This window comes from Pseudomonas sp. AK-TSAG1-1, from assembly GCF_056821665.1.
Window position 1 is genome coordinate 1,907,808 of sequence record NZ_CM165965.1, and the last position, 23,337, is coordinate 1,931,144.

The following is a 23,337-nucleotide window of genomic DNA, read 5'->3' on the forward strand; positions in this document are numbered from 1 at the left end:
ATTTTCAGGATGTCCCCATGCTCCAACTGATCCTCGGCGGCGCCCGCTCCGGCAAAAGTCGCCTCGCGGAAAAACTTGCCAGCGACAGCCAACTGGCCGTCACCTACATCGCCACCAGCCAACCGCTGGACGGCGAAATGAACGACCGCGTCGCGCATCACCGCGCTCGTCGTCCGGTCGAATGGGCGTTGATCGAAGAACCGCTGGAGCTGGCTCGCATCCTGCGTGAACACGCCAGCACCGAGCGTTGCCTGCTGGTGGACTGCCTGACCCTGTGGCTGACCAATCTGCTGATGCTCGATAACGCCGAGCGTCTCGCCGCTGAGCGCGAAGCCCTGCTGGACTGCCTGGCGTCACTGCCGGGGGAAATCATTTTTGTCAGCAACGAGACCGGAATGGGTGTCGTGCCGCTGGGCGAATTGACTCGCCGATACGTCGATGAAGCCGGTTGGCTGCATCAAGCTCTGGCTGAGCGCTGTCAGCGTGTCGTCCTGACCGTCGCCGGCCTGCCCCTGACCCTGAAAGGACCTGCGTTATGACTCAAGCGTGGTGGTTGAATCCGTGCAAACCCGTGAATGCCGAGATCGTTGAACAAGCGGCCGCGCGGCAACAGCAACTGACCAAACCGGCCGGTTCTCTCGGTCGCCTCGAAACGGTGGCGGTGCAACTGGCGGGATTGCAGGGCCAGGTCAAACCGCGCCTCGACCAGCTGTGGATCGCGATTTTTGCCGGCGATCATGGCGTGGTCGCGGAGGGGGTTTCGGCGTTTCCCCAGGAAGTCACGGGGCAGATGCTGCTCAACTTCGTCAGCGGCGGCGCGGCGATCAGCGTGCTGGCGCGCCAGCTCGATGCACAACTGGAAGTGGTGGACCTGGGCACGGTGACGCCCTCGTTGAATCTGCCCGGCGTTCTGCACTTGAATGTCGGCCCGGGCACGGCGAATTTCGCCAAGGGCGCGGCGATGACCCGGACGCAGGGCGAGCTCGCTTTGCAGGCCGGTCGCGACAGTGTGCTGCGTGCCAAGGCAGCAGGCGCGCAGTTGTTCATCGGTGGTGAAATGGGCATCGGCAACACCACCGCCGCCAGTGCGCTGGCCTGCGCCTTGCTCGATTGCCCGGTGACACATCTGACCGGCCCCGGCACTGGGTTGAATGCCGAAGGTGTCAGCCACAAAGCGCAGGTCATCGAGCACGCGCTGGCCCTGCATGCGGCACAACGTGGCGATGCGCTGCAAACCCTGTTCAACCTCGGCGGTTTTGAAATCGCCGCACTGGTCGGCGCTTACCTGGCCTGTGCTCAGGAAGGCGTAGCGGCGCTGGTCGACGGCTTTATCTGCACAGTCGCTGCGCTGGTGGCGGTGCGTCTGAATCCGGCTTGCCGCGAGTGGCTATTGTTCGGTCATCGTGGCGCCGAGCCGGGCCATCGTCATGTGCTGGAAGCCCTCAGTGCCGAACCGTTGCTGGAACTTGGCTTGCGTCTGGGTGAGGGCAGCGGGGCGGCGTTGGCTGTGCCGCTGTTGCGCCTGGCCTGTGATCTGCACGGGCAGATGGCGACGTTCGCCGAAGCCGCGGTGGCGGACCGTCCGGCATGACCTTGCGCCTGGACCTGCTGCGTCACGGTGAGACTGAACTGGGCGGTGGATTGCGCGGCAGTCTCGACGATGCGCTGACGGAAAACGGCTGGGCGCAAATGCGCGCTGCGGTGGTCGCGGGCGGGCCGTGGGATCGGCTGGTCAGTTCGCCGCTGCAGCGTTGTGCGCGGTTCGCCGCAGAGCTGGGCGAGCAACTGAATTTGCCGCTGCATCTGGACAAGGATCTGCAGGAGTTGCATTTCGGCGCCTGGGAAGGGCAGAGCGCTGCGGCGCTGATGGAGACTGACGCCGCGGCGCTGGGGCTGTTCTGGGATGACCCATATGCCTTTACGCCGCCGCAGGGTGAGCCGGTCAGCGATTTTTCTGCGCGTGTGCTGGGCGCGGTTGTGCGGTTGCATCAGGCCTATGCCGGCGAACGCGTGTTGCTGATCAGTCATGGCGGCGTGATGCGCCTGTTGCTGGCGCAGGCGCGTGGATTGCCCCGTGAGCAGTTGCTCAATGTCGAAGTCGCGCATGCTTCGCTGTTTTCCCTGACCGTTGAGGCCGATGGTTCGCTCAAGGAAGGTCACTGACATGCTGCCACTGTGGATCGCCCTGCAATTTCTCAGCAGTTTGCCGATTCGTCTGCCGGGGATGCCGGCGCCGGAACAGCTCGGGCGCTCGTTGCTGTTCTATCCGCTGGTAGGGCTGCTGTTCGGGGTGATCCTCTGGGCGCTGAACCTGGCAGTGGCCGGTGCGCCGCTGTTGCTGCATGCCGCGTTGTTGTTGACGGTGTGGGTGCTGCTCAGCGGCGCGCTGCACCTCGACGGGCTGGCCGACAGCGCCGACGCCTGGCTCGGTGGCTTCGGTGATCGTGAGCGCACGCTGACGATCATGAAGGATCCGCGCAGCGGGCCAATCGCGGTGGTGACGCTGGTGCTGGTGCTGTTGCTCAAGTTCACCGCGTTGCTGGCGCTGATCGAGCAAGGGCACGCGGTGGCGTTGATCGTTGCTCCACTGCTGGGACGTGCGGCATTGCTGGGGTTGTTTCTGACCACGCCGTATGTGCGGGCGGGTGGGTTGGGGCAGGCGCTGGCTGATCATCTGCCGCGCAAGGCGGGTTGGTGGGTGCTTGGGTTCAGTGCGCTGGGCTGTGTGCTGATTGCCGGGGTTGAAGCGGTTGTTGCGCTGGTTGTCGCGTTCGGTGTTTTTGTCTGGCTGCGGCAGGTGATGATGCGGCGGTTGGGCGGGACCACGGGCGATACGGCGGGGGCGTTGCTGGAGTTGCTGGAGGTGGCGGTGTTGGTTGGGGTGGTGTTGGTCTGACTGGTGTTTGTTGTCTTTTCTGGCCTATTCGCGAGCAAGCCCGTTCCCACATTTGGAATGCATTCCCTGTGGGAGCGGGCTTGCTCGCGAAGGCGGTGTGTCAGACGCCACAAACCTTATTGATAAACTCATGTGTAACTTGATTTAACACAGTCCCGGGTATATACACGCATCATGCTTCCTTCTCAGTGTTTGTGCACCAACCTGCGTCGCGCCGCTCGTGGCGTCAGCAGGCATTACGACGGCGCTCTCGACGGCTTCGGGATCAACGTTGCCCAGTATTCTTTGCTGTGCAATCTGCAACGCCTGGATCAACCGAGCATTTCCGAACTGGCCGAAGCCATGGGTCTGGATCGCAGCACCCTGGGGCGCAATCTGCGGGTGCTGGAAGGCGAGGGGCTGGTGGCGCTGGCCGAGGGCGAAGACATGCGCAACCGCATCGTCAGGCTCACTGAGGCCGGCGTGCAGCGTCTGGCAGCAGCCCTGCCAGCCTGGGAAGCGGCGCAACAGCGATTGATCGATCGCCTGGGCGCCGAGAAGCGTGAAACCTTGCTCAGATTGCTGGATGAACTGGCCTGAGGCCGGTTTTTTCCAAACTCAAGCGGGTATATACCCGCAAGCGGAGAATAACAATGACATCGATGTGGCGTACGTGCGGTTGGGTGTTGCTGGGAAGTGCGCTGATTCTGGCGTTGTCATTGGGCGTGCGGCACGGTTTTGGCCTGTTCCTGTCACCGATGAGTGCGCAGTTCGGTTGGGGGCGCGAGGTGTTCGCCTTCGCCATCGCCTTGCAGAACCTGATCTGGGGCCTGGCGCAACCGTTCACCGGGGCTTTGGCTGACCGTTTTGGCGCGGCGAAAGTGGTGCTGGTCGGCGGTGTGCTTTACGCCTTGGGCCTGGTGTTCATGGGCTTGTCCGATTCGGCGCTGAGCCTGTCGCTGAGTGCGGGTCTGTTGATCGGTATCGGTCTGTCCGGCACCTCGTTCTCGGTGATCCTCGGCGTGGTCGGTCGTGCCGTGCCGGCGGAAAAACGCAGCATGGGCATGGGCATTGCCAGCGCTGCCGGCTCGTTCGGCCAGTTCGCCATGCTGCCGGGTACGCTGGGTCTGATTGGCTGGCTCGGCTGGTCGGCTGCGCTGTTGGTGCTCGGTCTGCTGGTGGCGCTGATCGTGCCGCTGGTGAGCATGCTCAAGGACAAACCGCTGCCGGTGCTGGGTCATGAGCAGACCTTGTCCGAAGCGTTGCGTGAAGCCTGTTCGCATTCCGGTTTCTGGCTGCTGGCGTTCGGCTTTTTCGTCTGCGGTTTTCAGGTGGTGTTCATCGGCGTGCATCTGCCGGCCTATCTGGTCGATCAGCATCTGCCGGCCACGGTCGGTACCACGGTGCTGGCGCTGATCGGGCTGTTCAACATCTTCGGGACTTATACCGCCGGCTGGCTCGGTGGGCGCATGTCCAAGCCGCGCTTGCTGACGGCGTTGTACCTGCTGCGCGCGGTGGTGATTGTGTTGTTCTTGTGGCTGCCGGTGACCACCACGTCAGCCTACTTGTTCGGCATGGCCATGGGCTTCCTGTGGCTGTCGACGGTGCCCTTGACCAACGGTACGGTGGCGACCTTGTTTGGTGTGCGCAATCTGTCCATGCTCGGCGGTATCGTGTTCCTGTTCCATCAGCTCGGCTCATTCCTCGGCGGCTGGCTGGGCGGGGTGGTGTATGACCGTACCGGGAGTTATGACTTGATCTGGCAAGTAGCGATTCTCTTGAGCCTGCTGGCGGCCGCGCTGAACTGGCCGGTGCGCGAGCGTCCGGTGGCGCGCCTGCAACCGAGTGTGAGCGCCGCATGAAGCGTTCCTGGCCGCGATTCGCCTTCGCTGCACTCGGCGCCCTGTTGTTGGCGCTGGTGTGGTGGGGTTGGCATCAGGGCGGCCTGGCGCTGATGCAGTTAGGCATGGGCGCTTGCCTGTAGGCTTGAAGGGCGAGTAACGTCGGGGTCTGATGACTGCTCAAGGATGCCCGACATGCTCATGCGCTGGTGTGCTGTACCCGCGTTGCTGATGGCGTTGACCGGACTGGCGCAGGCCGCTGACTGTCCGGACACGCTGCAAGGTTCGCTGCCCAAATTGCGCGCCAAGGAATCCATCGACCTGTGCCAGCGCTACGCCGGCAAACCGCTGGTGGTGGTCAATACCGCAAGTTTCTGTGGCTTCGCTCCGCAGTTCGAAGGCCTCGAAGCGCTCAATCAGCGCTACAAGGCGCAGGGTCTGGAAATGCTTGGCGTGCCGTCGAATGACTTCAAGCAGGAGTCCAAGGATAGCGCCGAGACCGCCAAGGTCTGCTACGCCAACTACGGCGTGACGTTCACCATGACCGAGCCACAGAAAGTCCGTGGCGACGACGCGACTCACCTGTTCAAGGTGCTGGCGGAGCAGAGCAGCGCGCCGAAGTGGAATTTCTACAAGTATGTGATCGACCGTCAGGGCAAAGTGGTTGCCAATTTCTCAAGCCTGACCAAGCCGGATGATCCGGAATTTATCGCCGCTATCGAGAAAGCCATAGCCTCAAAATCCCAGGCTGACTGAGACACAATCTTTGTGGGAGCGAGCCTGCTCGCGAAGACGATCTGCCCCGGAACATATGTTTGTCTGACCCAGCGCTTTCGCGAGCAGGCTCGCTCCCACATTGATGTTCATGCATGCACAAAAAAGCCCCGCTTTCTGCAAGGAGAGCGGGGCTTTTTTTGTGGGCGAGGGGGTTAACCTCGCCGTGCAGCATCAGAAGCGATAGGTCGCGCCGACACCGAAACCGTTTGCCGAGTTTTCATACTTGGCGTCGTAGGTCTGGCCACGATCGTTTTCGTTGTGGACTTTGACCGACTCTTCCTTCAGGTACGAGTAAGCCACGTCGATGGTCAGGTCTTCGGTCGGGCTCCAGCCGGCACCGATGCTGAAGATCGTGCGGTCGCCGGTAGGAATACGTGGCGAACGGTCGACGTTGTTGGTCGGCGACTGGTCGAAAGTCAGACCGGTGCGCAGTACCCATTCCTTGTTCAACTGGTACGAAGTACCCACGGCGTAAGCCCAGGAGTCGTGCCAGTTCTGGTCTTCGGTGATCTCGCCGAACTGACCGGCCAGCAGCGGCTGGACGCCCGAGTTTTCAACGGTGATCTTCTTCAGCTGGCTCCAGCGGGTCCAGGTCGAACCGGCATAGACGTTCCAGCGATCGTTGATCGCTTGAGTGACCGAGAAGTCCACGGACTCAGGCGTGGTGATCTTCAGCGAAGCGTCGTACTTCTGCTCGGCGCCCAGACCGACTGCGCCCAGCACACCGTAGTTGACCTTGGTGTTGCCTTCGAGCTTGTAGTCGACTTTCGAGTGGTAGGTCAGACCCAGGCGAGTGGTGTCGGTGGCCTGTACCAGCACGCCAATGTTGTAGCCCAGTGCAGTGTCGTCACCCTTGATCTTGACCTTGCCGTCCGGCGCAGCCTGGGTAATCGACAGGTTGGATTCAAGCGTACCGTCGATACGGTTGATGGTCGGACCGAAACCTACCGACACCACGTCGTTGAACTTGTAGCTGACAGTTGGCTGGAAGGTGATGACTTGCACTTCGGACTTGCTGCCGAAGTAACGGCCGCCAAAGCCTTTTTCGTAGTCGGTAATCAGGCCGAACGGCACGTATACGCCGAGGCCGAATGCCCAATGCTCATCGATCGGTTTGACGTAGAAGCCCATAGGTACGGAGGTGAAGGGCACCATGTCGCCTTTGTTGCTGCCGCCGTTGGGGCTGGAGCTGGCGTCTTTGATATCGGTCTTGGCATCGAGGAATGCAACGCCGCCGGTGACTTGTTCGCGCGTGATGCGCGACATGCCGGCAGGGTTGCCATAAACAGTGCTTGCGTCGTCGGCAGAAGAAGATCGCCCAGCGTAACCAGTGCCCATCCCGCTAATGCTGTGTTCGTTGATGGCAAAGCCAGCTGCGAAGATCTGGGTGGATGCCATGGTAACGGCGAGGCTAAGGGTGGTTTTGAGCATTACTTTTTTCATTATTAGAACTCCTGGTGATCACCGGGGCGAAAATTACCAACATTTTCGTTCCAGCGCTATAGTCCCTATGGCCTGAGTTAGAGCGGTTTTGTAGGACAATCCGACCAGATTCGCGACCTGTTAAACGATTTTGTAAAACCGGGCGGTCAACACGCGACCTGATTCACCGGTGAAACACAAGTTTGCCAGGCGTAGGTGAAGTCGCGCAGACGCCCTTGCGGCTGGAAGGTCTGGCGCCATATTCGCGCCATGCCCAGCAGATCGTTCGGGTCGGGAAGGGTGGGGTTTTGTTCTTCTACCAGCAGCCAGGCGATGGCAGTGGCGTAACGCAGGTTGACGGTCAGTTCGAGGTGCGGGCCACTGAGAAAGGCATGCTGACTGGCGAGGCCGCGAACCAGGCTGGCACGCTCCGGATCCAGCGCCAGATAGTGATCCCAAAGGGCCTGGTGGCGATGTTCGGCGATCCGGTAGAGGCCGTGGCCACGGCGGTCATGCAGGGCGGAACCGAGGGCGGACTGGCTGGCGGCGATCCCCAGGAGCAGGGATTCGGCGGTTGCGCAGTGACGTCCCAGATAAATCAATGTGGGACGGATCACGTAGCGACACAATTCGCTGGCAGCGATACCCATAATGCCCTCGATTCTTGTAATGGGCGGCGATACCTGAAGGGGGCCTTGGCAGCGGTGGATCGACTCAGGCTCGCCGGAAGCGGATCAAGCCGCTTGAGTTGAAGTGTAGTGTCATATTCGCGACGTAAAGGCCTGTTTTTAAAATATTTCCGGCTGCGAGCCAAAAGCGTTATATCCGATGGTGCTTACGTGTACATGGCTAAAAGCGAAACATCGGGCAATAAAAAGCCCCGCATTTTGTGCGGGGCTTTTGCTTTTGCAGCCTTTTCGGCTCTCAGGCAATCAATGCCTGACGTGTACGATCGATCACAGCCTGCAGCGGCTCGGCGCTGGAGTATTGATCGGGGTACAGACGCTCGCTGTGGCGGGCGATTCCGTGCTCATTGACCACGGTGAAGCTGAAGCAGCCTTTGCGAGCGGCCATGATCAGGCAGTTCATTGGGGCAAAAGCATTGGTTAGGGTGCGAATGGCATCCTGAGTCTGGATTTGAGTAGACATAGTTATTAGGTGTTCCTACAAATGACACGGATAAGAACCGTGCAACGTTAAAACGTTCCAGTAACGTCGACCACCATTGGTCGTACGAAGAACCCGACTGGAACAAAGCAGCCAGTTTGAAGCGCTATTAAGTTGGCGCGCTTGGGCTGGCAGGTAGGTACTTAGGAGGGCAGGCAACACATCAAGGGCAGAGGTTCTGGGCCCGGGGTGAAGATCCTGATCAATTTGCAGGTTGGTTCGGTCAGAGTAAGCGTGCTTGGCAACACCCTTTGCATTCATTCAAAGGCTGTGTTGGCGCAAGTTTTACCTGGAAACCATCGAGGGGTCGCTCCCACTTTTTCGGTAGAGGGCTTCTGTGAAGAAGGCTGACCGTGGGGATGTGTTCGACCGGAATTGACTTTCAGCTTGGTACTAACGCCGCGGATACTAACGGATCGTTCAGGGCAATGCAAACCCTGCGGCAAAAAAGATTACGGCCGGTAGCGCGGATCATGGATGACAGGACTGGCCTCTTCGCGAGCAGGCTCGCTCCCACAGGGGGGCAAGGTCTACTGTGGGAGCGAGCCTGCTCGCGAAGGCACCATCCGTCGCCACAAAAGCGTGCAGTGCTGTCCATCGCCAGGCCGCTTATCGCCAGCCCTGGATGCAAAACGACCCGAAAAAGCGCATCGATATAACCGGGTAACAGGTACTTGTGCACATTAGTTGCGCAGACCGTCACGCGACTGTCATATCAATCCTGACCCCGGTGGCTGCCTGTATCAAAAGTTTAAGTCAATGAAAAACATCGCTTTTTTTTGTTGGTGAAAAAATCGTCAGTTTGACTGCGAGCCCCATTCCACAAGGCTTTGCGGAGGTTGGAGAGCGGTTGTCCACTGAGTTATCCACAGCTTCTGTGGATTGTCCCTAGCGCTTGCTCTAGGACGGGCGTGCCGGGTTTTTTTCGACTTTACCTGTACGAAAAAGAGAGTAGAGTGGCGCGCCTTCCGATCTACCCCGCAGTGTTTTATGAAGTTTCGCTCAGTATCAGTCTCTGTTACCTCCGAACACCCTCGTGTTACCCCTCCCAAGCGATTTTCCGTGCGTGTGGCCGAATGGCTGCTCGACAGTCCGCGTCTGGGCGACAGCCGCAACGCCAAGCACCTGGCGGGGCGTCTGCTCAAGCAACCGGCGCGCGAAGGTGTGGTCGCGGCGCAGAGCCGTCTCGGTCAGTTGATGTGCCGTGAGTGCGGCAACGCCCGGGATCGCCGTATCGGTCAGGACCTGCTGCGTCAGGCCGCGCGTGCCGGTGATCGACGTGCGCAACAGGAACTCGGTCTGCTCGAAGACTGAGCTGTCCAACGTCCCGCGCCTTGGTTAACCTTCAGGCTTTATCGAATCGGCAGGAGTGGCTATGGCTATGGACTTGACCAGCGTGTTGCTTGGTCTGGCAGGCGCGGGGTTGCCGTTGCTGGCACTGGCCTGGCAACTGCAGCGCCGGGCGAGCAACGGACAAGCCGAGGTCGCCTTGCTCGAAGAGCGACTGGCCATGGCGCAACTGGCGCAGGATGGGCTCAACGCGCAGCTGGAAGCCAGTCGCGAAGAAACGGTTGATCTGGCGCAGGCCAACGCCGCCAAGCAGGCTGAGCTGGCCGCCCTGCGCCGCGAAGTCGAGCTGTTGCAGATCGAGCGCGATGATGCCCGTGACGCCTCCCACGCCTGGAACATCGAGCGCGCCAACAAGGAAGCCGAACTGCGGCGCCTGGACGCTCAGGCCGCATCGCTGAACGCCGAGCTGCGCGAGCAACAGGATAGCCATCAGCAACGCCTCAACGACCTGCAAGGCTCGCGCGATGAGCTGCGTGCGCAGTTCGCCGAGCTGGCCGGCAAGATCTTCGATGAGCGCGAACAGCGCTTTGCCGAGACCAGCCAGCAGCGTCTGGGTCAGTTGCTCGACCCGTTGAAAGAACGCATCCAGTCCTTCGAAAAACGCGTGGAAGAAAGCTATCAGGCCGAAGCCCGCGAGCGCTTCTCGCTGGCCAAGGAGCTTGAGCGCTTGCAGCAATTGAACCTGCGTCTGAGCGACGAAGCGACCAACCTGACCCGTGCCCTCAAAGGCCAGAAGACCCAAGGCAACTGGGGGGAACTGATTCTTGAGCGAGTGCTGGAGCACGCAGGTCTGGAGAAGGGGCGCGAGTACCAGACCCAGGTCAACCTCAAAGGCCCGGACGGCGAGCGCTTTCAGCCGGACGTGATCATTTATCTGCCGGGCGACAAGCAGGTGGTGGTCGATTCCAAGGTCAGCCTCACCGCCTATCAGCAGTACGTCGCCGCCGAAGACGACAGCATCGGCCAAGTCGCGATCAAACAGCACGTGCTGTCGCTGCGCAGCCACGTCAAAGGCCTTGCCGGCAAGGACTACAAGCGCCTGGAGGGCTTGCACAGCCTCGATTTCGTCTTGCTGTTCGTGCCGATCGAGGCGGCATTTTCCGCTGCTCTGCAAGCCGAGCCGACGCTGTTTCAGGAAGCGTTCGACCGCAACATCGTGATCGTCAGCCCTACCACGTTGCTGGCGACGTTGCGGGTGATCGACAGCCTGTGGAAGCAGGAGCGGCAAAGCCAGAACGCCCGGGAAATCGCCGAGCGTGCCGGCTGGCTGTACGACAAGTTCGTGCTGTTCATTCAGGATCTGGACGAGGTCGGTAATCGCCTGCAACAGCTGGACAAGGCCTACAGCTCGGCGCGCAACAAGCTCACCGAAGGTCGCGGCAACCTGGTCAGCCGCAGCGAGCAGCTCAAGTTGCTGGGCGCGCGGGCAAGCAAGAGTCTGCCGGCTGATTTGCTGGAGCGGGCGATGACGGATGTCGATGGCCTCGTCGAACTCCCGGAATAACCCGAAGAGCTTCGCGAGCAGGCTCGCTCCCACAGTGAAATGCATTCCAAAGGTGGGAGCGGGCTTGCTCGCGAAGGCGTCAGCGGTAGCGCTGCAACACTCAAGTCGAACGGTTACAACGGCACATACCGACTCAACAACGCCCGCAACGCCGCCGGTTTCACCGGTTTGGCCAGATAATCCAGCCCCGCCGCATGCACCTGCGCCACCGTCTCCGGGCGACCATCGGCGCTGATCACCACCCCCGGCACCGGCTCCCCCAACGTGGTACGCAGCCACGCCATCAATTGCGTTCCGGTGTCGCCATGGTCCAGGTGATAGTCGACCAACGCCAGTTGCGGCCGCACGCCTTCACTGAGCAGCGCCGCACATTCCTCGCGATTGCGCGCCGTCCACACCTGACAGCCCCAACGGCTCAGCAGGCTGTTCATGCCGATCAGAATGCTGTCTTCATTGTCGATACACAGCACCTGCGCGCCGCTGAGCAACTTGCCGTTCAATTCGACCGCCGCGTTCGCCGGCACCGCTTGTGCCCGGGCCAGCGGCACGCTGACGCTGAACACACTGCCGCGCCCCGGCCATGAGCGTACGCGCAGCGTGTGGCCCAGCACTCGACACAAACCATCGGCAATCGCCAGACCGAGCCCGAGGCCTTTTTCGGCGCGAGTCTGATGACTGTCGAGGCGTTTGAACTCCTCGAAAATCACCTGTTGTTTGTCTTCCGGAATACCCGGCCCGCGATCCCACACTTCCAGGCACAGCTCACCGCCACGTCGCCGCACGCCCAGCAGCACCGGGCCCTTGGCGTAGCGGAAGGCGTTGGTCAGGAAGTTCTGCAGAATCCGTCGCAGCAACTTGATGTCGCTGTCGATGCGCAAGTGGCTGCCGCGCACGCGGAAGCTCAGGCCTTGCTCTTGGGCCAGCGCCTTGAATTCGGCGCCGAGCGTATCGAACAGTTCATTGAGTGCAAACGGCTTGCGATCCGGGTTGATCTTGCCGTTTTCCAGGCGGGAAATATCCAGCAAATCGCTGATCAGGTCTTCCGCCGAGCGCAGCGAACTGTCGAGGTGTTGCACCAGTTGCTGCGCCTCGCTGCTCAAACCGTCATCCTGATGGGAGAGGGCGGCAGAGAACAGTCGGGCGGCGTTCAGCGGCTGCATCAGGTCATGGCTGACAGCCGCGAGGAAACGGGTTTTCGACTGGTTGGCCGCCTCCGCATTGCCTTTGGCCTCGGTCAACGCAACGTTGAGCTGCGACAGTTCCTGGGTGCGTTCGCTGACGCGTTGCTCCAGCCCTTCGTTGGCTTCGGTCAGCGCCTGCTCGGCCTCACGGAACGCGGTGATGTCGGTGAAACTCATGACAAAGCCGCCGCCGGGCATCGGGTTGCCGATCAACTCGATCACCCGGCCGTTGGGAAACAGGCGTTCCGAAGTGTGCGCACGGCCCTGACGCATCCAGTGCAGGCGCCGGGCAACGTGAACTTCTGCCTCGCCGGGGCCGCACAGGCCGCGTTCGGCGTTGTAGCGAATGATGTCGGCAATCGGCCGGCCGACACTGATCAACCCGTCCGGGTAGTTGAACAGCTCCAGATAACGCCGGTTCCAGGCCACCAGTTTCAGCGACTGGTCGACCACGCTGATGCCCTGGGTGATGTTTTCGATCGCGCCTTGCAGCAGGGCGCGGTTGAACTGCAGGACTTCCGAGGCTTCGTCGGCGATGCGTACCACATCCTCCAACTGCATTTCCCGACCTTCGATGGCGGCTTTTACCACCGCGCGCGTCGAAGAAGCGCCGAGCACACCGGCGAGCAGGCGTTCGGTGTGGGCGATCCATTCGCCGTCGGCGTTCTGGTTCGGGTTGAAGCCCTTGCCCTGACGGTAGGCGAAACGAATGAAGCTCTGGCGCGCACGTTCCTCACCGACAAAGCGGGCTGCCAGTTGCAGCAAGTCGTCGATCTGCACCGCGAGCATCGAGCGCGCACTCGGCCGAGCGCTGATTTCCTGACCGATGAAACGTCCTGCCTGCCAGTGTTCCGAGACCCGCGTGCGCGACAGCACCGAGACCCAGGCGAACAGAGTGAAGTTGCCCGCCAGCGACAGCACCACGCCTTGGGTCAGCGGGGTTATCGGCAAGTTCAGCGGGTTGCTGTGCAGCCACGCCAGGCCCGGGAAAGTGCTCAGCGACCAGCCAAGGCTGTGGGCGGCAATCGGCAGGATCAGCGTGTAGAACCAGAGGAACGTACCGGCCGCCAGACCGGCGAAAACCCCACGGCGGTTGGCCTGTTTCCAATACAGCGCGCCGAGCATCGCCGGGGCCAGTTGGGTGACCGCGGCGAAGGCGATCTGGCCGATGGTCGCCAGACTCGCGGTGGAGCCGAGCAAGCGGTAGCTGACATAGGCCAGCAGCAGGATCAGCACGATGCTCACCCGGCGCACCGACAGCATCCACTGGCGGAACACTTCGAACGGGCGCTCGGCGTTGTTGCGCCGCAGCAGCCACGGCAACAGCATGTCGTTGGAGACCATGGTCGACAGCGCCACACTGGCCACGATCACCATGCCGGTGGCCGCCGACGCACCGCCGATAAATGCCAGCAGTGCCAATGCCGGATGGGCCTGAGCCAGTGGCAGGCTGATCACGAACGAGTCCGGCAGCACGTGACTCGGCAGCATCATCTGCCCGGCGAGGGCAATCGGCACGACAAACAGCGCGGCCAGCGCCAGATAAGCCGGGAACACCCACTTGGCCAGGCGCAGGTCCTGCGGGTCGATGTTCTCCACCACCGTGACGTGAAACTGTCGAGGCAGGCAGATGATCGCCATCATCGCCACGCCGGTCTGCACCACCATCGACGGCCAGTTGATGGTTTCTTTCCAGTATTCCTCAAGCCGTGGCGCAAGCATCGCCTGATTGAACAGGTCGTCGAAACCGTCGTAGAGGCCAAAGGTGACGAACGCGCCGACGGCGAGAAAGGCGAACAGCTTGACCAGCGACTCGAAGGCGATCGCCAGCACCATGCCCCGGTGGTGCTCGGTGGCGTCGAGGTTGCGCGTACCGAAGACGATGGTGAACAGCGCCAGTACCAGCGACACGATCAGCGCGGTGTCTTGGGCGCGGGTGCCCATGGCGTCGGCGCCGGCGCCGATCAACAGGTTCACACCGAGGACGATGCCTTTGAGTTGCAGGGCGATGTAGGGCAGCACGCCGACCAGGCAGATCAGCGCGACCACCACCGCCAGCGATTGCGATTTGCCGTAGCGCGCGGCGATGAAGTCAGCGATGGAGGTGATGTTCTCCTGTTTGCTGATCATCACCATTTTCTGCAAGACCCACGGCGCTCCCAGCAGCAACAGGATCGGCCCGAGGTAAATCGGCAGGAACGACCATAACTGCTCGGCGGCCTGGCCGACCGCACCGAAGAATGTCCAACTGGTGCAGTAAACCGCCAACGACAGGCTGTACACCCACGCGCGCATCCGCGGCGGCAACGGCGCGCTGCGACGGTCGCCGTAAAAGGCGATGGCGAACATGATGGCCATGTAGGCGAGGGCGACGGCGGCGATCAGCCCGGTGGACAACGACATGCAACACTCCCGACAGAAGACTCCCCGGCACTCCTGCCCGGGCGGACAGTCTCGCATGAGTGCGGCGGTTAGTCAGTGTCGACCAAGGTCGTGGCGTGGCGGGGTGTCGCAGGTTTGAAACCGGGTGGTTTCTGAGTTGACTGGTCGGGCCTCTTCGCGAGCAGGCTCGCTCCCACATTTGGTATGCAGTCCCCTGTGGGAGCGAGCCTGCTGGCGATGGCGTCAGCCCTGCTGCAGCGCGATATCAATCAACCGATGCAACTCTTCGACCTCCAGCGCCGCCGCCGAAAACAGAATCCGGAACACCACTGGCGCCACCACCAGATTGATCAGTCGGTCAACGCTCGGCGCCGCTTCGTCCGGGTGGCGGTCAATGATGGTCTGCAATTGCGCGCCGAGGATCGTCACGCAATACCCCGGCGTGGCGCTGGCTTGCACGTCGCGCATCATGTTGCGCCCGGGCTCGGAGCTCATCTCGTCGAGGTATTGCTCGGCCCAGGCGCGGATATCGCTGCGCAGGCTGCCGGTTTGCGCCGGCTCGCTGTCAGGGCGCATGCGGGCGAGGGCGACGTCCGCGAGCAACGCAGCCAGATCCCCCCAGCGACGATAGATCGTCGATGGCGTCACGCCGGCGCGTGCAGCGATTTGCGGCACGGTCACGGTACTGCGCTCCTGTTCTTGCAGAAGTGCGCGGACAGCCGAATGAATCGACTCTTGCACCCGGGCACTGCGGCCGCCGGGGCGTAAACCTTCTTTAATAGCCATGCGTCAGACCTTAACACAAAGAATTTGCGTTAAGCCAAAGCCGAGAGCACACTCCGCAAAAGCAAAAAATTAGCTTTTGCGGAGTGTGCCCATGACCAGCCTTGCTTCCAACCGTGGCAGCCTGATTTTTCTGGCGATCACCTTACTGAGTTTTCTCGCTGCTTCCACAGCGCCGACGCCGTTGTATCAACTGTATCAGGATCAGCTGCATTTTTCGGCAACGGTACTGACCCTGATTTTCGGCGTGTATGCCTTGAGCTTGCTGGCAGCGCTGCTGACGGTCGGATCGCTGTCCGATCATCTGGGGCGCAGACCGGTGATATTCACCGCAGTGCTGCTCAATGCACTGGCGATGCTGCTGTTTATCAGCGCCGACAGTGTCGCCTGGCTGATCAGCGCGCGGGTGTTGCAAGGCTTTGCCACCGGCATGGCCACCGCGGTTTTAAGTGCGACGCTGCTCGACACCGATCGCCAGCAGGGGCCGTTGATCAACAGCGTCGCACCGTTGCTCGGCATGGCGCTGGGCAGCATGGGCTGCGGCTTGCTGGCCGAGTTCGCCCCGGCGCCGTTGCAACTGACTTACTGGCTGCTGCTCGGGCTGTTTGTGCTGCAAGCGGCGTACGTCTGGCGCATGCCGGAAAGCGTGACGCCGCAAGCCGGCGCCTGGGCATCGTTGCGACCAACCCTGCATGTCCCGGTTCAGGCGCGCTCGACCTTGTGGCGCGTGCTGCCGCTAAACACCGCGACCTGGGCCCTTGGCGGTTTTTTTGCCTCGCTGGCGCCATCGTTGGTGCGCACCGCTACCGGGTCGACGTCCAATCTGATCGGTGGCGCGACTGTCTCGGCGTTGACCGTGACCGGTGCGCTGATGATCTTCACCTTGCGCAATCGTCCCGCCAGCAGAGCCCTGCAAATCGGCGCCAGCCTGCTGCCCATCGGCGTGCTGCTGATTCTGCTCGGTGTGCACAGCGCCAGTCTGGCGCTGTTTTTCCTCGGCACACTGGTCGCCGGTTGCGGCTTTGGTTCGGGGTTCCTTGGCGCGGTGCGCAGCCTGGTGCCGTTGGCCTTGCCCCATGAGCGCGCCGGGTTGATGTCGGCGTATTACGCGCTGAGTTATCTGGCGTTCTGCCTGCCGGCGTTGTTGGCCGGGCACTTGACCCGCACTTACGGCCTGCTGGCGACCACCGATGGTTACGGCGTCGCGTTGATCGTGCTGGCCACGAGCGCGCTGTTGTTCAGCCTGCGTCCACGTGCGGCGAAGGTTTGCCGTGCTCCATAAGTGGCGCCGTTTGGGTTAGCCTTGGCCGGCCCTGTTTTTCACGGATCGAGACATGAACATTATCCGCAGCAAGTCGTTCACCGCCGAGCGTGCCTGGGGCGCGCTGGACATCGCCAACATGAACGGCATCACCACGCGCCTGCACTGGACCGACCAGCCCTATAAATGGCACGTCAACGATGGCGAGGAAGTGTTCGTGGTGCTCGATGGTCAGGTGCAGATGTGCTATCGCGAACAGGGTGAAGAGAAGCAGGTGCTGCTGGAGGTCGGGGACATCTTCTACGCTTCGGTCGGCACCGAGCACGTGGCGCATCCGCAGGGGGCGGCGCGGGTTCTGGTGATCGAGAGCGAAGGCAGTGTCTAGACGCTTATCTATGAAGTAGATAACAGATAGAGAAATTACCCGTTATATAGATATTCGATTCGGTTCTACCATGGACTCAACCTCACCTGAGGACAGGAGTTCACGATGACTTGCCCCAACAGCACCAAACCCGGCATCAAGCCGTTCAGCCAGCTTCAGCATCCGCGTGAAGTGATCCGTCAATTCACCCCGAACTGGTTCGCCGCGACCATGGGCACCGGCGTGCTGGCCCTGGCGCTGGCGCAATTGCCGGTGGCGATTCCCGGGTTGCACGCGGTGGCCGAAGGCCTATGGTTGTTCAACATTCTGTTGTTCACCTTGTTTACCTTCGCTTACGCCGCGCGCTGGGTGCTGTTCTTCGATGAGGCGCGGCGGATCTTCGGTCACTCCACCGTATCGATGTTCTTCGGCACCATTCCAATGGGCCTGGCGACCATCATCAACGGCTTTCTGCTGTTCGGTCTGCCACGCTGGGGCGAGGGCGTGATTCATCTCGCCGAAGTGCTCTGGTGGCTCGATGTGGCGATGTCGCTGGCCTGCGGCGTGTTGATTCCCTACATGATGTTTACCCGGCAGGAACACAGCATCGATCAGATGACCGCCGTCTGGCTGCTGCCGGTGGTGGCGGCCGAAGTGGCAGCGGCCAGCGGTGGCTTGCTCGCGCCGCATCTGACCGACGCCCATGCGCAACTGGTGGTGCTGACTACCAGCTACGTGCTCTGGGCATTTTCCCTGCCGGTGGCGTTCAGCATCCTGACCATCCTGTTGCTGCGCATGGCCCTGCACAAATTGCCTCACGAAAACATGGCCGCCTCCAGCTGGCTGGCCCTCGGCCCGATCGGCACCGGCGCCTTGGGCATGTTGCTGCTGGGCAGCGATGCACCGGCAATCTTCGCCGCCAACGGTCTGCCGGGCATCGGTGAAATCGCTGCGGGGCTTGGTTTGGTCGCCGGCATCACCCTGTGGGGTTTCGGCTTGTGGTGGATGTTGATGGCGTTGTTGATCACCGCGCGTTACCTGCGTGATGGCATCCCGTTCAACCTTGGCTGGTGGGGCTTCACCTTCCCGCTGGGCGTGTATTCGCTGGCGACCCTCAAGCTCGCCAGCACGCTCAACCTCGGCTTTTTCAGTGTGGTGGGCTGCGTGCTGGTGACGTTGCTGGCGGTGATGTGGCTGATCGTCGGTAAGCGCACCGTGCAAGGTGCGTGGCGCGGTGAACTGTTTGTCTCACCTTGTATTGCAGGTTTGAAGAAATAACCTGAAAAGTTTAGGTAATGTGTGGCCTGGATCGCGGATCGGGATTCCAATATTCAGATCCAGGCCATTCTCTACCGACCTCAGGGAAACACGGAAGATGAGTCACCCCTCACAGTTCAACCTGCTTCGCACCCGGCGCTTCCTGCCGTTTTTCATCACGCAGTCGCTGGGCGCCTTCAACGACAACGTGTTCAAACAGTCGCTGATTCTCGCCATTCTCTATCGACTGACCATCGAGGGTGACCGTTCGATCTGGGTCAACCTGTGTGCACTGCTGTTTATCCTGCCGTTCTTTCTGTTCTCGGCGCTGGCCGGGCAGTTCGGGGAAAAATTCGCCAAGGACGCGCTGATTCGTCTGATCAAACTCGCGGAAATCGCGATCATGGCCGTAGGATCGATCGGTTTTCTCTTCGATCACCTGTCGCTGATGCTGGTGGCGCTGTTCGCCATGGGCACCCACTCGGCGCTGTTCGGGCCGGTGAAGTATTCGATTCTGCCGCAGGCGCTGCGAGAGGATGAACTGGTCGGCGGCAATGGGCTGGTGGAGATGGGCACGTTCCTGGCGATTCTCGCCGGGACCATCGGCGCCGGGGTCATCATGTCCTCGACGCATTACGCGCCACTGGTATCGACCGCCATTGTCGGCATTGCCGTGCTGGGTTACCTCGCCAGTCGCAGCATTCCGCGCGCTGCAGCGGCGTCGCCGGAAATGCGCCTGAACTGGAACATCTTCAGCCAGTCCTGGGCCACGCTCAAACTTGGTCTGGGCCAGACGCCTGCGGTGTCGCGTTCGATTGTCGGCAACTCGTGGTTCTGGTTTGTCGGGGCGATTTATCTGACGCAGATCCCGGCCTACGCCAAGGAGTGGATGCACGGCGATGAAACCGTGGTCACCCTGATTCTCACCGTGTTCTCGGTCGGCATTGCGCTGGGTTCGATGCTTTGCGAGAAACTCTCCGGGCGCAAAGTCGAGATCGGTCTGGTGCCGTTCGGCTCGTTCGGTCTGACCGTGTTCGGCCTGCTGCTGTGGTGGCATTCCGGCGGTATCCCGGAGAGCATCACCGGGCACAGCTGGATTGAAGTGCTGGGCTTTGTGCACACTTGGGCGGTGTTGGTCGACATTCTCGGCCTCGGCATTTTTGGTGGCTTCTATATTGTGCCGCTGTACGCCTTGATCCAGTCGCGCACCGCCGAAAACGAGCGGGCGCGGGTGATCGCTGCCAACAACATTCTCAACGCACTGTTCATGGTGGTGTCGGCGATCGTTTCGATTGTGTTGCTGAGCGTGGTCAAACTGTCGATTCCGCAGTTGTTCCTGGTGGTGTCGCTGCTGAACATCGGCGTCAATGCGTACATCTTCAAGATCGTTCCCGAGTTCAGCATGCGTTTCATGATCTGGCTGCTCAGCCATTCCATGTACCGCGTCGAGCACCGCAACCTGGAGGCGATCCCGGACGAAGGCGCCGCGTTGCTGGTGTGCAACCATGTTTCGTTCGTTGATGCCTTACTGATTGGCGGCGCGGTGCGTCGGCCGATTCGCTTTGTCATGTACTACAAGATCTACAACCTGCCGGTACTGAACTTTATCTTCCGCACGGCGGGGACGATTCCGATTGCCGGACGCAACGAAGACATCCAGATCTACGAAAAGGCCTTCACCCGGATTGCCCAGTATCTGAAGGACGGCGAACTGGTGTGCATCTTCCCGGAGGGCAAGTTGACCACGGACGGTGAGATCAATGAGTTCAAGGGCGGGCTGACTCGGATTCTCGAAGAGACACCGGTGCCGGTGATTCCGCTGGCGCTGCAGGGATTGTGGGGGAGTTTCTTCAGTCGCGACCCGAACAAGGGTTTGTTCAAACGGTTGTGGTCGCGGGTGACGTTGGTGGCGGGTTCGGCGGTGGCTGTGGAAGCTGCGGAACCGGCGAAGTTGCAGGGGTTGGTGGGGGAGTTGCGCGGTACTGTTAGATAGTTGTTGTGAGATCGGGCTTCATCGCGAGCAGGCTCGCTCCTACAGTTGAAACGCATACCTCTGTAGGAGCGAGCCTGCTCGCGATAGGGCAGTGGCCTAAGCGCTGACCTTCAGGCCAATCAACCCGGTAATGATCAACGCCACACTGGCCAGGCGAATCAACGCCATCGACTCACCAAACAGAATGATCCCGGCAATCACCGTGCCCACGGCGCCGACCCCGGTCCAGATCGCATAAGCCGTGCCCAGCGGCAATTCCTTCATCGCAAGGCCCAGCAGACCAAGGCTGATAGCCATGGCCGCAACGGTCAGTACGGTGGGGAGGGGGCGGGTGAAACCGTCGGTGTATTTCAGGCCGACGGCCCAGCCGACCTCGAACAGGCCGGCGAAAAACAGAATGATCCAGGACATGAGAGACCTCCATCGATTGACGGGGTCGTCCCCAGATTAATAACTCGATCGAGCCGCAGGGTCGTCCCCGCGTTGCGCAACATATTGACGAGCATTAATCCGGGGATCAAGTTTTGAGGTCAGTCGGCGGCCTGTTGAGCCGCCGTTTCACGATCTTCTTTTTCGCTCATGCGCCGGAAGTACGTCGAGAGCAGTGCCCCGGAAATGTTGTGCCAGACGCTGAAAAGCGCGCTTGGCACCGCCGCCAGCGGCGAGAAATGCGCACTGGCCAGGGCCGCGCCCAGTCCCGAGTTCTGCATGCCGACTTCCAGCGCCAGCGACTTGCGCTGAGCCAGTGGCAGCTTGAACAGGCGTCCGGTGAAGTAACCCAGCAAGTAGCCGAAGCTGTTGTGCAGCATCACCACCGCCATGATCAACAGCCCGGACTCGGCGATTTTCGCCTGACTGGCAGCCACCACCGCAGTGACGATGATCACGATGCTGACCACCGACACCAGCGGCAACACTTCCACCGCGTGCCGCACCTTGCCACCGAGCAAACGTTGCGCAACCACGCCGAGCACGATTGGCAGCAACACCACTTGCAGGATCGACCAGAACAGCTCCATGAACGACACCGGCAACCACGCCGAAGCCAGCAGCCAGATCAGCGCCGGTGTCAGCAGCGGGGCGAGCAGGGTGGTGACGGCAGCAATTGCTACTGACAGTGCCAGGTCGCCGCGGGCCAGCCAGGTCATCACGTTGGACGAAGTACCGCTCGGGCAGCAGCCGACCAGAATCACGCCGACGGCGATTTCCGGCGGCAGATGAAAGAGCTGGCAGAGCAACCACGCCACGCCGGGCATGATCACGAAATGTGCCACCACGCCCAGCGCCACGCGCCACGGATGGCGGGCGACGGCAGCGAAGTCGTCGAGTTTGAGGGTCAGGCCCATGCCGAACATCACCAGCCCCAGCAACGGCACGATTGCGCCTTTGAGGCCCAGGAACCACGCCGGTTGCAGGAACGCGACGACAGCGAAAATCAGCACCCAGTAAGCGAAGGTGTTGCCGACGAAGCGGCTCAGTGCAGCCAGTGCGCGCATGGCTTGTTCCTTATTATTGAATGAACACCACAAAACCAAATGTGGGAGCGAGCCTGCTCGCGAAGGCGGAGTGTCAGACACATTAATGTTAACTGTCACTGCGCCTTCGCGAGCAGGCTCGCTCCCACGGTTTTGAAACTCGCCGGGCGTTAGATGCCCTGCGGCGTCTCTTCACCACCCAGCGCTTCAACCAGTGCCGGCAGGAAGTCGCCAAAGGTCAGCATCATCAGGGTGAAGCTGGCGTCCAGTTGGCCCAGGGCCTCGTCGCCACCGTCCTGTTCGGCCTGATCCTGCAGCAGGTCCTCGAACTTCAGGCGTTTGACGGTCATTTTGTCGTCGAGCATGAACGACAGCTTGTCCTGCCAGGCCAGCGACAGTTGAGTGACCACTTTGCCGGTGCTCAGGTGCAGCTGGATTTCTTCGCTGGTCAGGTCCTGACGCTTGCAGCGCACGATGCCGCCGTCTTCGTGGGTGTCGCGCAGTTCGCACTCGTCCAGGACAAAGAAGTCCGGGGCCGCTTGCTGGGTGGTGACCCATTCGGTCATCACGGCGGTTGGCGCGGTTTTCACGGTCAACGGACGGACGGGCAGGGTGCCGAGCACTTCTCGCATAGTGGAAAGCAGGTCTTCGGCGCGTTTCGGGCTGGCCGAGTTCACCAGGATCAGGCCCTGTTTCGGCGCGATGGCGGCGAAGGTCGACGAGCGACGGATAAAGGCACGCGGCAGGAAGGCCTGGATGATTTCATCCTTGATCTGGTCGCGTTCCTTCTTATAGACCTTGCGCATCTGCTCGGCTTCGATCTCTTCGACCTTTTCCTTGACCGCGTCGCGCACGACGCTGCCCGGCAGAATGCGTTCTTCTTTACGGGCAGCGATCAGCAGGAAGTCACCGCTGACATGCACCAGTGGAGCATCTTCGCCCTTGCCGAACGGCGCGACGAAACCGTAGGTGGTCAACTCCTGGCTTGCACATGGACGCGCCAGTTTGGTGGCCAGTGCAGTTTCCAGCGCCTCGGCATCGACAGGCAGGTCTTGGGTCAGGCGATAGATAAGCAGGTTTTTGAACCACATGGGGTGAGTCTCTCCTTTATACAAAGGGGGGCATTATTGTCTTCGCCGTCTCATAGGCCAACCCTTCTCTAAGCCTTTGGAAGGCCTGAGAAAATTATTTAAAAAAGTGCTTGCCAGAGGTTGGGTCGCTCCGTAGAATGCGCGCCACACCGAAGCGAAGGGTGATTAGCTCAGCTGGGAGAGCGTCTGCCTTACAAGCAGAATGTCGGCGGTTCGATCCCGTCATCACCCACCATTCGTTTCAAGTGTTTAGCGCAGCGGTAGTTCAGTCGGTTAGAATACCGGCCTGTCACGCCGGGGGTCGCGGGTTCGAGTCCCGTCCGCTGCGCCATATTCGGTCACCTGGACCACTGAACGCCAGGTCACCACGGAAAACCCGCTGAGGCGGGTTTTTTTCTGTCTCAAGTTTGTACCTTGTTCCATCGGGTTTGTGTCGTTTCACCGGTTTTCGGATTTTTTTGAAAAAAACTTCAATTAAATCAACACTTTACGAAAACTTGTGGCATAATGCGTCCCGTAACGAAGCGAAGGGTGATTAGCTCAGCTGGGAGAGCGTCTGCCTTACAAGCAGAATGTCGGCGGTTCGATCCCGTCATCACCCACCATTCGTTTCA

22 protein-coding genes and 3 tRNA genes are annotated in these 23,337 nt (G+C 60.9%); 17 read left to right on the plus strand and 8 right to left on the minus strand.

Features of this window, described 5'->3' with window-relative positions; genetic code table 11:
• Positions 1 to 17: 17 nt before the first annotated feature.
• The 8 genes from cobU (at position 18) to AC1UK9_RS08765 (ending at position 5,472) form a co-directional block, all read left to right on the plus strand.
• Positions 18 to 539, plus strand: coding sequence for a bifunctional adenosylcobinamide kinase/adenosylcobinamide-phosphate guanylyltransferase (gene cobU / locus AC1UK9_RS08730; RefSeq protein ID WP_482579856.1), 522 nt, complete (start codon positions 18 to 20; stop codon positions 537 to 539).
• Positions 536 to 1,591 (plus strand): nicotinate-nucleotide--dimethylbenzimidazole phosphoribosyltransferase, encoded by a 1,056-nt coding sequence (gene cobT, locus AC1UK9_RS08735; protein ID WP_482579857.1) that lies wholly within the window; start codon positions 536 to 538, stop codon positions 1,589 to 1,591. Before cobU ends, cobT begins: the two co-directional genes overlap by 4 nt.
• Entirely contained in the window at positions 1,588 to 2,163 is a 576-nt protein-coding gene (cobC, locus tag AC1UK9_RS08740; RefSeq protein WP_482579858.1) for an alpha-ribazole phosphatase family protein, read from the plus strand. Before cobT ends, cobC begins: the two co-directional genes overlap by 4 nt.
• Before the next feature lies 1 nt (position 2,164).
• Positions 2,165 to 2,896, plus strand: a complete 732-nt coding sequence (locus AC1UK9_RS08745; RefSeq protein ID WP_482579859.1) for an adenosylcobinamide-GDP ribazoletransferase — start codon at positions 2,165 to 2,167, stop codon at positions 2,894 to 2,896.
• 174 nt (positions 2,897 to 3,070) lie between these two features.
• The gene (locus tag AC1UK9_RS08750) at positions 3,071 to 3,475 is read left to right on the plus strand and encodes a MarR family winged helix-turn-helix transcriptional regulator (RefSeq protein ID WP_025111987.1); all 405 of its coding nucleotides are present in this window, start codon (positions 3,071 to 3,073) and stop codon (positions 3,473 to 3,475) included.
• Positions 3,476 to 3,528: 53 nt separating this feature from the next.
• Positions 3,529 to 4,737: an MFS transporter gene (locus AC1UK9_RS08755; RefSeq protein ID WP_482579860.1), complete on the plus strand. Its 1,209-nt coding sequence runs from the start codon at positions 3,529 to 3,531 to the stop codon at positions 4,735 to 4,737.
• Positions 4,734 to 4,859, plus strand: coding sequence for a hypothetical protein (locus AC1UK9_RS08760; RefSeq protein WP_256214716.1), 126 nt, complete (start codon positions 4,734 to 4,736; stop codon positions 4,857 to 4,859). Before AC1UK9_RS08755 ends, AC1UK9_RS08760 begins: the two co-directional genes overlap by 4 nt.
• 52 nt (positions 4,860 to 4,911) lie before the next feature.
• Positions 4,912 to 5,472, plus strand: coding sequence for a glutathione peroxidase (locus AC1UK9_RS08765; protein WP_482579861.1), 561 nt, complete (start codon positions 4,912 to 4,914; stop codon positions 5,470 to 5,472).
• A gap of 192 nt (positions 5,473 to 5,664) precedes the next feature.
• On the opposite strand, the gene AC1UK9_RS08770 is transcribed toward AC1UK9_RS08765, so the two are convergent.
• The 3 genes from AC1UK9_RS08770 to AC1UK9_RS08780 all read right to left on the minus strand — a co-directional run bounded on the left by AC1UK9_RS08770 (position 5,665) and on the right by AC1UK9_RS08780 (position 8,064).
• Positions 5,665 to 6,936, minus strand: a complete 1,272-nt coding sequence (locus tag AC1UK9_RS08770) for an OmpP1/FadL family transporter (protein WP_473014915.1) — start codon at positions 6,934 to 6,936, stop codon at positions 5,665 to 5,667.
• A 146-nt stretch (positions 6,937 to 7,082) separates the two neighbouring features.
• The gene (locus AC1UK9_RS08775; protein WP_025111983.1) at positions 7,083 to 7,565 is read right to left on the minus strand and encodes a hypothetical protein; all 483 of its coding nucleotides are present in this window, start codon (positions 7,563 to 7,565) and stop codon (positions 7,083 to 7,085) included.
• Between the two features lie 274 nt (positions 7,566 to 7,839).
• Positions 7,840 to 8,064 (minus strand): hypothetical protein, encoded by a 225-nt coding sequence (locus tag AC1UK9_RS08780; protein WP_007950419.1) that lies wholly within the window; start codon positions 8,062 to 8,064, stop codon positions 7,840 to 7,842.
• Between the two features lie 1,008 nt (positions 8,065 to 9,072).
• On the opposite strand from AC1UK9_RS08780, the gene AC1UK9_RS08785 reads away from it, so the two are divergent.
• Together AC1UK9_RS08785 and AC1UK9_RS08790 are read left to right on the plus strand one after the other, a co-directional pair.
• On the plus strand, positions 9,073 to 9,396 hold the full coding sequence (locus tag AC1UK9_RS08785; protein WP_473014917.1) for an SEL1-like repeat protein: 324 nt from the start codon (positions 9,073 to 9,075) through the stop codon (positions 9,394 to 9,396).
• Positions 9,397 to 9,571: 175 nt separating this feature from the next.
• Positions 9,572 to 10,936: a DNA recombination protein RmuC gene (locus AC1UK9_RS08790; protein WP_482580456.1), complete on the plus strand. Its 1,365-nt coding sequence runs from the start codon at positions 9,572 to 9,574 to the stop codon at positions 10,934 to 10,936.
• 113 nt (positions 10,937 to 11,049) lie between these two features.
• Here the strand turns inward: AC1UK9_RS08790 and AC1UK9_RS08795 are convergent, their stop codons facing one another.
• Positions 11,050 to 14,520, minus strand: coding sequence for a hybrid sensor histidine kinase/response regulator (locus AC1UK9_RS08795; RefSeq protein WP_473014918.1), 3,471 nt, complete (start codon positions 14,518 to 14,520; stop codon positions 11,050 to 11,052).
• A gap of 222 nt (positions 14,521 to 14,742) precedes the next feature.
• Positions 14,743 to 15,285, minus strand: a complete 543-nt coding sequence (locus tag AC1UK9_RS08800; protein ID WP_482579862.1) for a TetR/AcrR family transcriptional regulator — start codon at positions 15,283 to 15,285, stop codon at positions 14,743 to 14,745.
• Positions 15,286 to 15,376: 91 nt separating this feature from the next.
• Between AC1UK9_RS08800 and AC1UK9_RS08805 the strand changes: the two genes are divergently transcribed.
• The 4 genes from AC1UK9_RS08805 (at position 15,377) to AC1UK9_RS08820 (ending at position 20,157) form a co-directional block, all read left to right on the plus strand.
• Positions 15,377 to 16,564, plus strand: a complete 1,188-nt coding sequence (locus AC1UK9_RS08805; protein ID WP_482579863.1) for an MFS transporter — start codon at positions 15,377 to 15,379, stop codon at positions 16,562 to 16,564.
• Positions 16,565 to 16,616: 52 nt separating this feature from the next.
• Positions 16,617 to 16,928, plus strand: a complete 312-nt coding sequence (locus AC1UK9_RS08810; RefSeq protein ID WP_482579864.1) for a cupin domain-containing protein — start codon at positions 16,617 to 16,619, stop codon at positions 16,926 to 16,928.
• A 105-nt stretch (positions 16,929 to 17,033) separates the two neighbouring features.
• Positions 17,034 to 18,185, plus strand: coding sequence for a TDT family transporter (locus AC1UK9_RS08815; protein WP_025111977.1), 1,152 nt, complete (start codon positions 17,034 to 17,036; stop codon positions 18,183 to 18,185).
• 97 nt (positions 18,186 to 18,282) lie between these two features.
• Positions 18,283 to 20,157 (plus strand): MFS transporter, encoded by a 1,875-nt coding sequence (locus AC1UK9_RS08820; protein WP_473014921.1) that lies wholly within the window; start codon positions 18,283 to 18,285, stop codon positions 20,155 to 20,157.
• Positions 20,158 to 20,253: 96 nt separating this feature from the next.
• Here AC1UK9_RS08820 and sugE read toward each other — a convergent pair whose 3' ends face one another.
• The 3 genes from sugE to rdgC form a co-directional block, all read right to left on the minus strand.
• Entirely contained in the window at positions 20,254 to 20,568 is a 315-nt protein-coding gene (sugE, locus tag AC1UK9_RS08825) for a quaternary ammonium compound efflux SMR transporter SugE (RefSeq protein ID WP_003223093.1), read from the minus strand.
• Between the two features lie 119 nt (positions 20,569 to 20,687).
• Positions 20,688 to 21,653 (minus strand): bile acid:sodium symporter family protein, encoded by a 966-nt coding sequence (locus tag AC1UK9_RS08830; RefSeq protein WP_025111975.1) that lies wholly within the window; start codon positions 21,651 to 21,653, stop codon positions 20,688 to 20,690.
• A gap of 149 nt (positions 21,654 to 21,802) precedes the next feature.
• On the minus strand, positions 21,803 to 22,723 hold the full coding sequence (gene rdgC / locus AC1UK9_RS08835) for a recombination-associated protein RdgC (RefSeq protein ID WP_003223096.1): 921 nt from the start codon (positions 22,721 to 22,723) through the stop codon (positions 21,803 to 21,805).
• A gap of 159 nt (positions 22,724 to 22,882) precedes the next feature.
• Between rdgC and AC1UK9_RS08840 the strand changes: the two genes are divergently transcribed.
• From AC1UK9_RS08840 to AC1UK9_RS08850, 3 genes are all read left to right on the plus strand, one after another.
• Positions 22,883 to 22,958 (plus strand) — tRNA-Val (locus tag AC1UK9_RS08840).
• Between the two features lie 19 nt (positions 22,959 to 22,977).
• Positions 22,978 to 23,054 (plus strand) — tRNA-Asp (locus AC1UK9_RS08845).
• A gap of 198 nt (positions 23,055 to 23,252) precedes the next feature.
• Positions 23,253 to 23,328: transfer RNA gene (locus AC1UK9_RS08850), tRNA-Val, on the plus strand.
• The last annotated feature ends 9 nt before the right edge of the window (positions 23,329 to 23,337 follow it).

What these genes read in the sequence shown, in the direction of transcription:
- sugE (WP_003223093.1), bottom strand. Translation starts at nt 20,568, where the DNA reads ATGTCCTGGATCATTCTGTTTTTCGCCGGCCTGTTCGAGGTCGGCTGG.
- AC1UK9_RS08750 (WP_025111987.1), top strand. Translation starts at nt 3,071, where the DNA reads ATGCTTCCTTCTCAGTGTTTGTGCACCAACCTGCGTCGCGCCGCTCGT.
- AC1UK9_RS08830 (WP_025111975.1), bottom strand. Translation starts at nt 21,653, where the DNA reads ATGCGCGCACTGGCTGCACTGAGCCGCTTCGTCGGCAACACCTTCGCT.
- AC1UK9_RS08770 (WP_473014915.1), bottom strand. Translation starts at nt 6,936, where the DNA reads ATGAAAAAAGTAATGCTCAAAACCACCCTTAGCCTCGCCGTTACCATG.
- AC1UK9_RS08810 (WP_482579864.1), top strand. Translation starts at nt 16,617, where the DNA reads ATGAACATTATCCGCAGCAAGTCGTTCACCGCCGAGCGTGCCTGGGGC.
- AC1UK9_RS08800 (WP_482579862.1), bottom strand. Translation starts at nt 15,285, where the DNA reads ATGGCTATTAAAGAAGGTTTACGCCCCGGCGGCCGCAGTGCCCGGGTG.
- cobU (WP_482579856.1), top strand. Translation starts at nt 18, where the DNA reads ATGCTCCAACTGATCCTCGGCGGCGCCCGCTCCGGCAAAAGTCGCCTC.
- AC1UK9_RS08815 (WP_025111977.1), top strand. Translation starts at nt 17,034, where the DNA reads ATGACTTGCCCCAACAGCACCAAACCCGGCATCAAGCCGTTCAGCCAG.
- cobT (WP_482579857.1), top strand. Translation starts at nt 536, where the DNA reads ATGACTCAAGCGTGGTGGTTGAATCCGTGCAAACCCGTGAATGCCGAG.
- cobC (WP_482579858.1), top strand. Translation starts at nt 1,588, where the DNA reads ATGACCTTGCGCCTGGACCTGCTGCGTCACGGTGAGACTGAACTGGGC.
- AC1UK9_RS08775 (WP_025111983.1), bottom strand. Translation starts at nt 7,565, where the DNA reads ATGGGTATCGCTGCCAGCGAATTGTGTCGCTACGTGATCCGTCCCACA.
- AC1UK9_RS08745 (WP_482579859.1), top strand. Translation starts at nt 2,165, where the DNA reads ATGCTGCCACTGTGGATCGCCCTGCAATTTCTCAGCAGTTTGCCGATT.
- AC1UK9_RS08805 (WP_482579863.1), top strand. Translation starts at nt 15,377, where the DNA reads ATGACCAGCCTTGCTTCCAACCGTGGCAGCCTGATTTTTCTGGCGATC.
- AC1UK9_RS08785 (WP_473014917.1), top strand. Translation starts at nt 9,073, where the DNA reads ATGAAGTTTCGCTCAGTATCAGTCTCTGTTACCTCCGAACACCCTCGT.
- AC1UK9_RS08765 (WP_482579861.1), top strand. Translation starts at nt 4,912, where the DNA reads ATGCTCATGCGCTGGTGTGCTGTACCCGCGTTGCTGATGGCGTTGACC.
- rdgC (WP_003223096.1), bottom strand. Translation starts at nt 22,723, where the DNA reads ATGTGGTTCAAAAACCTGCTTATCTATCGCCTGACCCAAGACCTGCCT.
- AC1UK9_RS08820 (WP_473014921.1), top strand. Translation starts at nt 18,283, where the DNA reads ATGAGTCACCCCTCACAGTTCAACCTGCTTCGCACCCGGCGCTTCCTG.
- AC1UK9_RS08755 (WP_482579860.1), top strand. Translation starts at nt 3,529, where the DNA reads ATGACATCGATGTGGCGTACGTGCGGTTGGGTGTTGCTGGGAAGTGCG.
- AC1UK9_RS08760 (WP_256214716.1), top strand. Translation starts at nt 4,734, where the DNA reads ATGAAGCGTTCCTGGCCGCGATTCGCCTTCGCTGCACTCGGCGCCCTG.
- AC1UK9_RS08780 (WP_007950419.1), bottom strand. Translation starts at nt 8,064, where the DNA reads ATGTCTACTCAAATCCAGACTCAGGATGCCATTCGCACCCTAACCAAT.
- AC1UK9_RS08795 (WP_473014918.1), bottom strand. Translation starts at nt 14,520, where the DNA reads ATGTCGTTGTCCACCGGGCTGATCGCCGCCGTCGCCCTCGCCTACATG.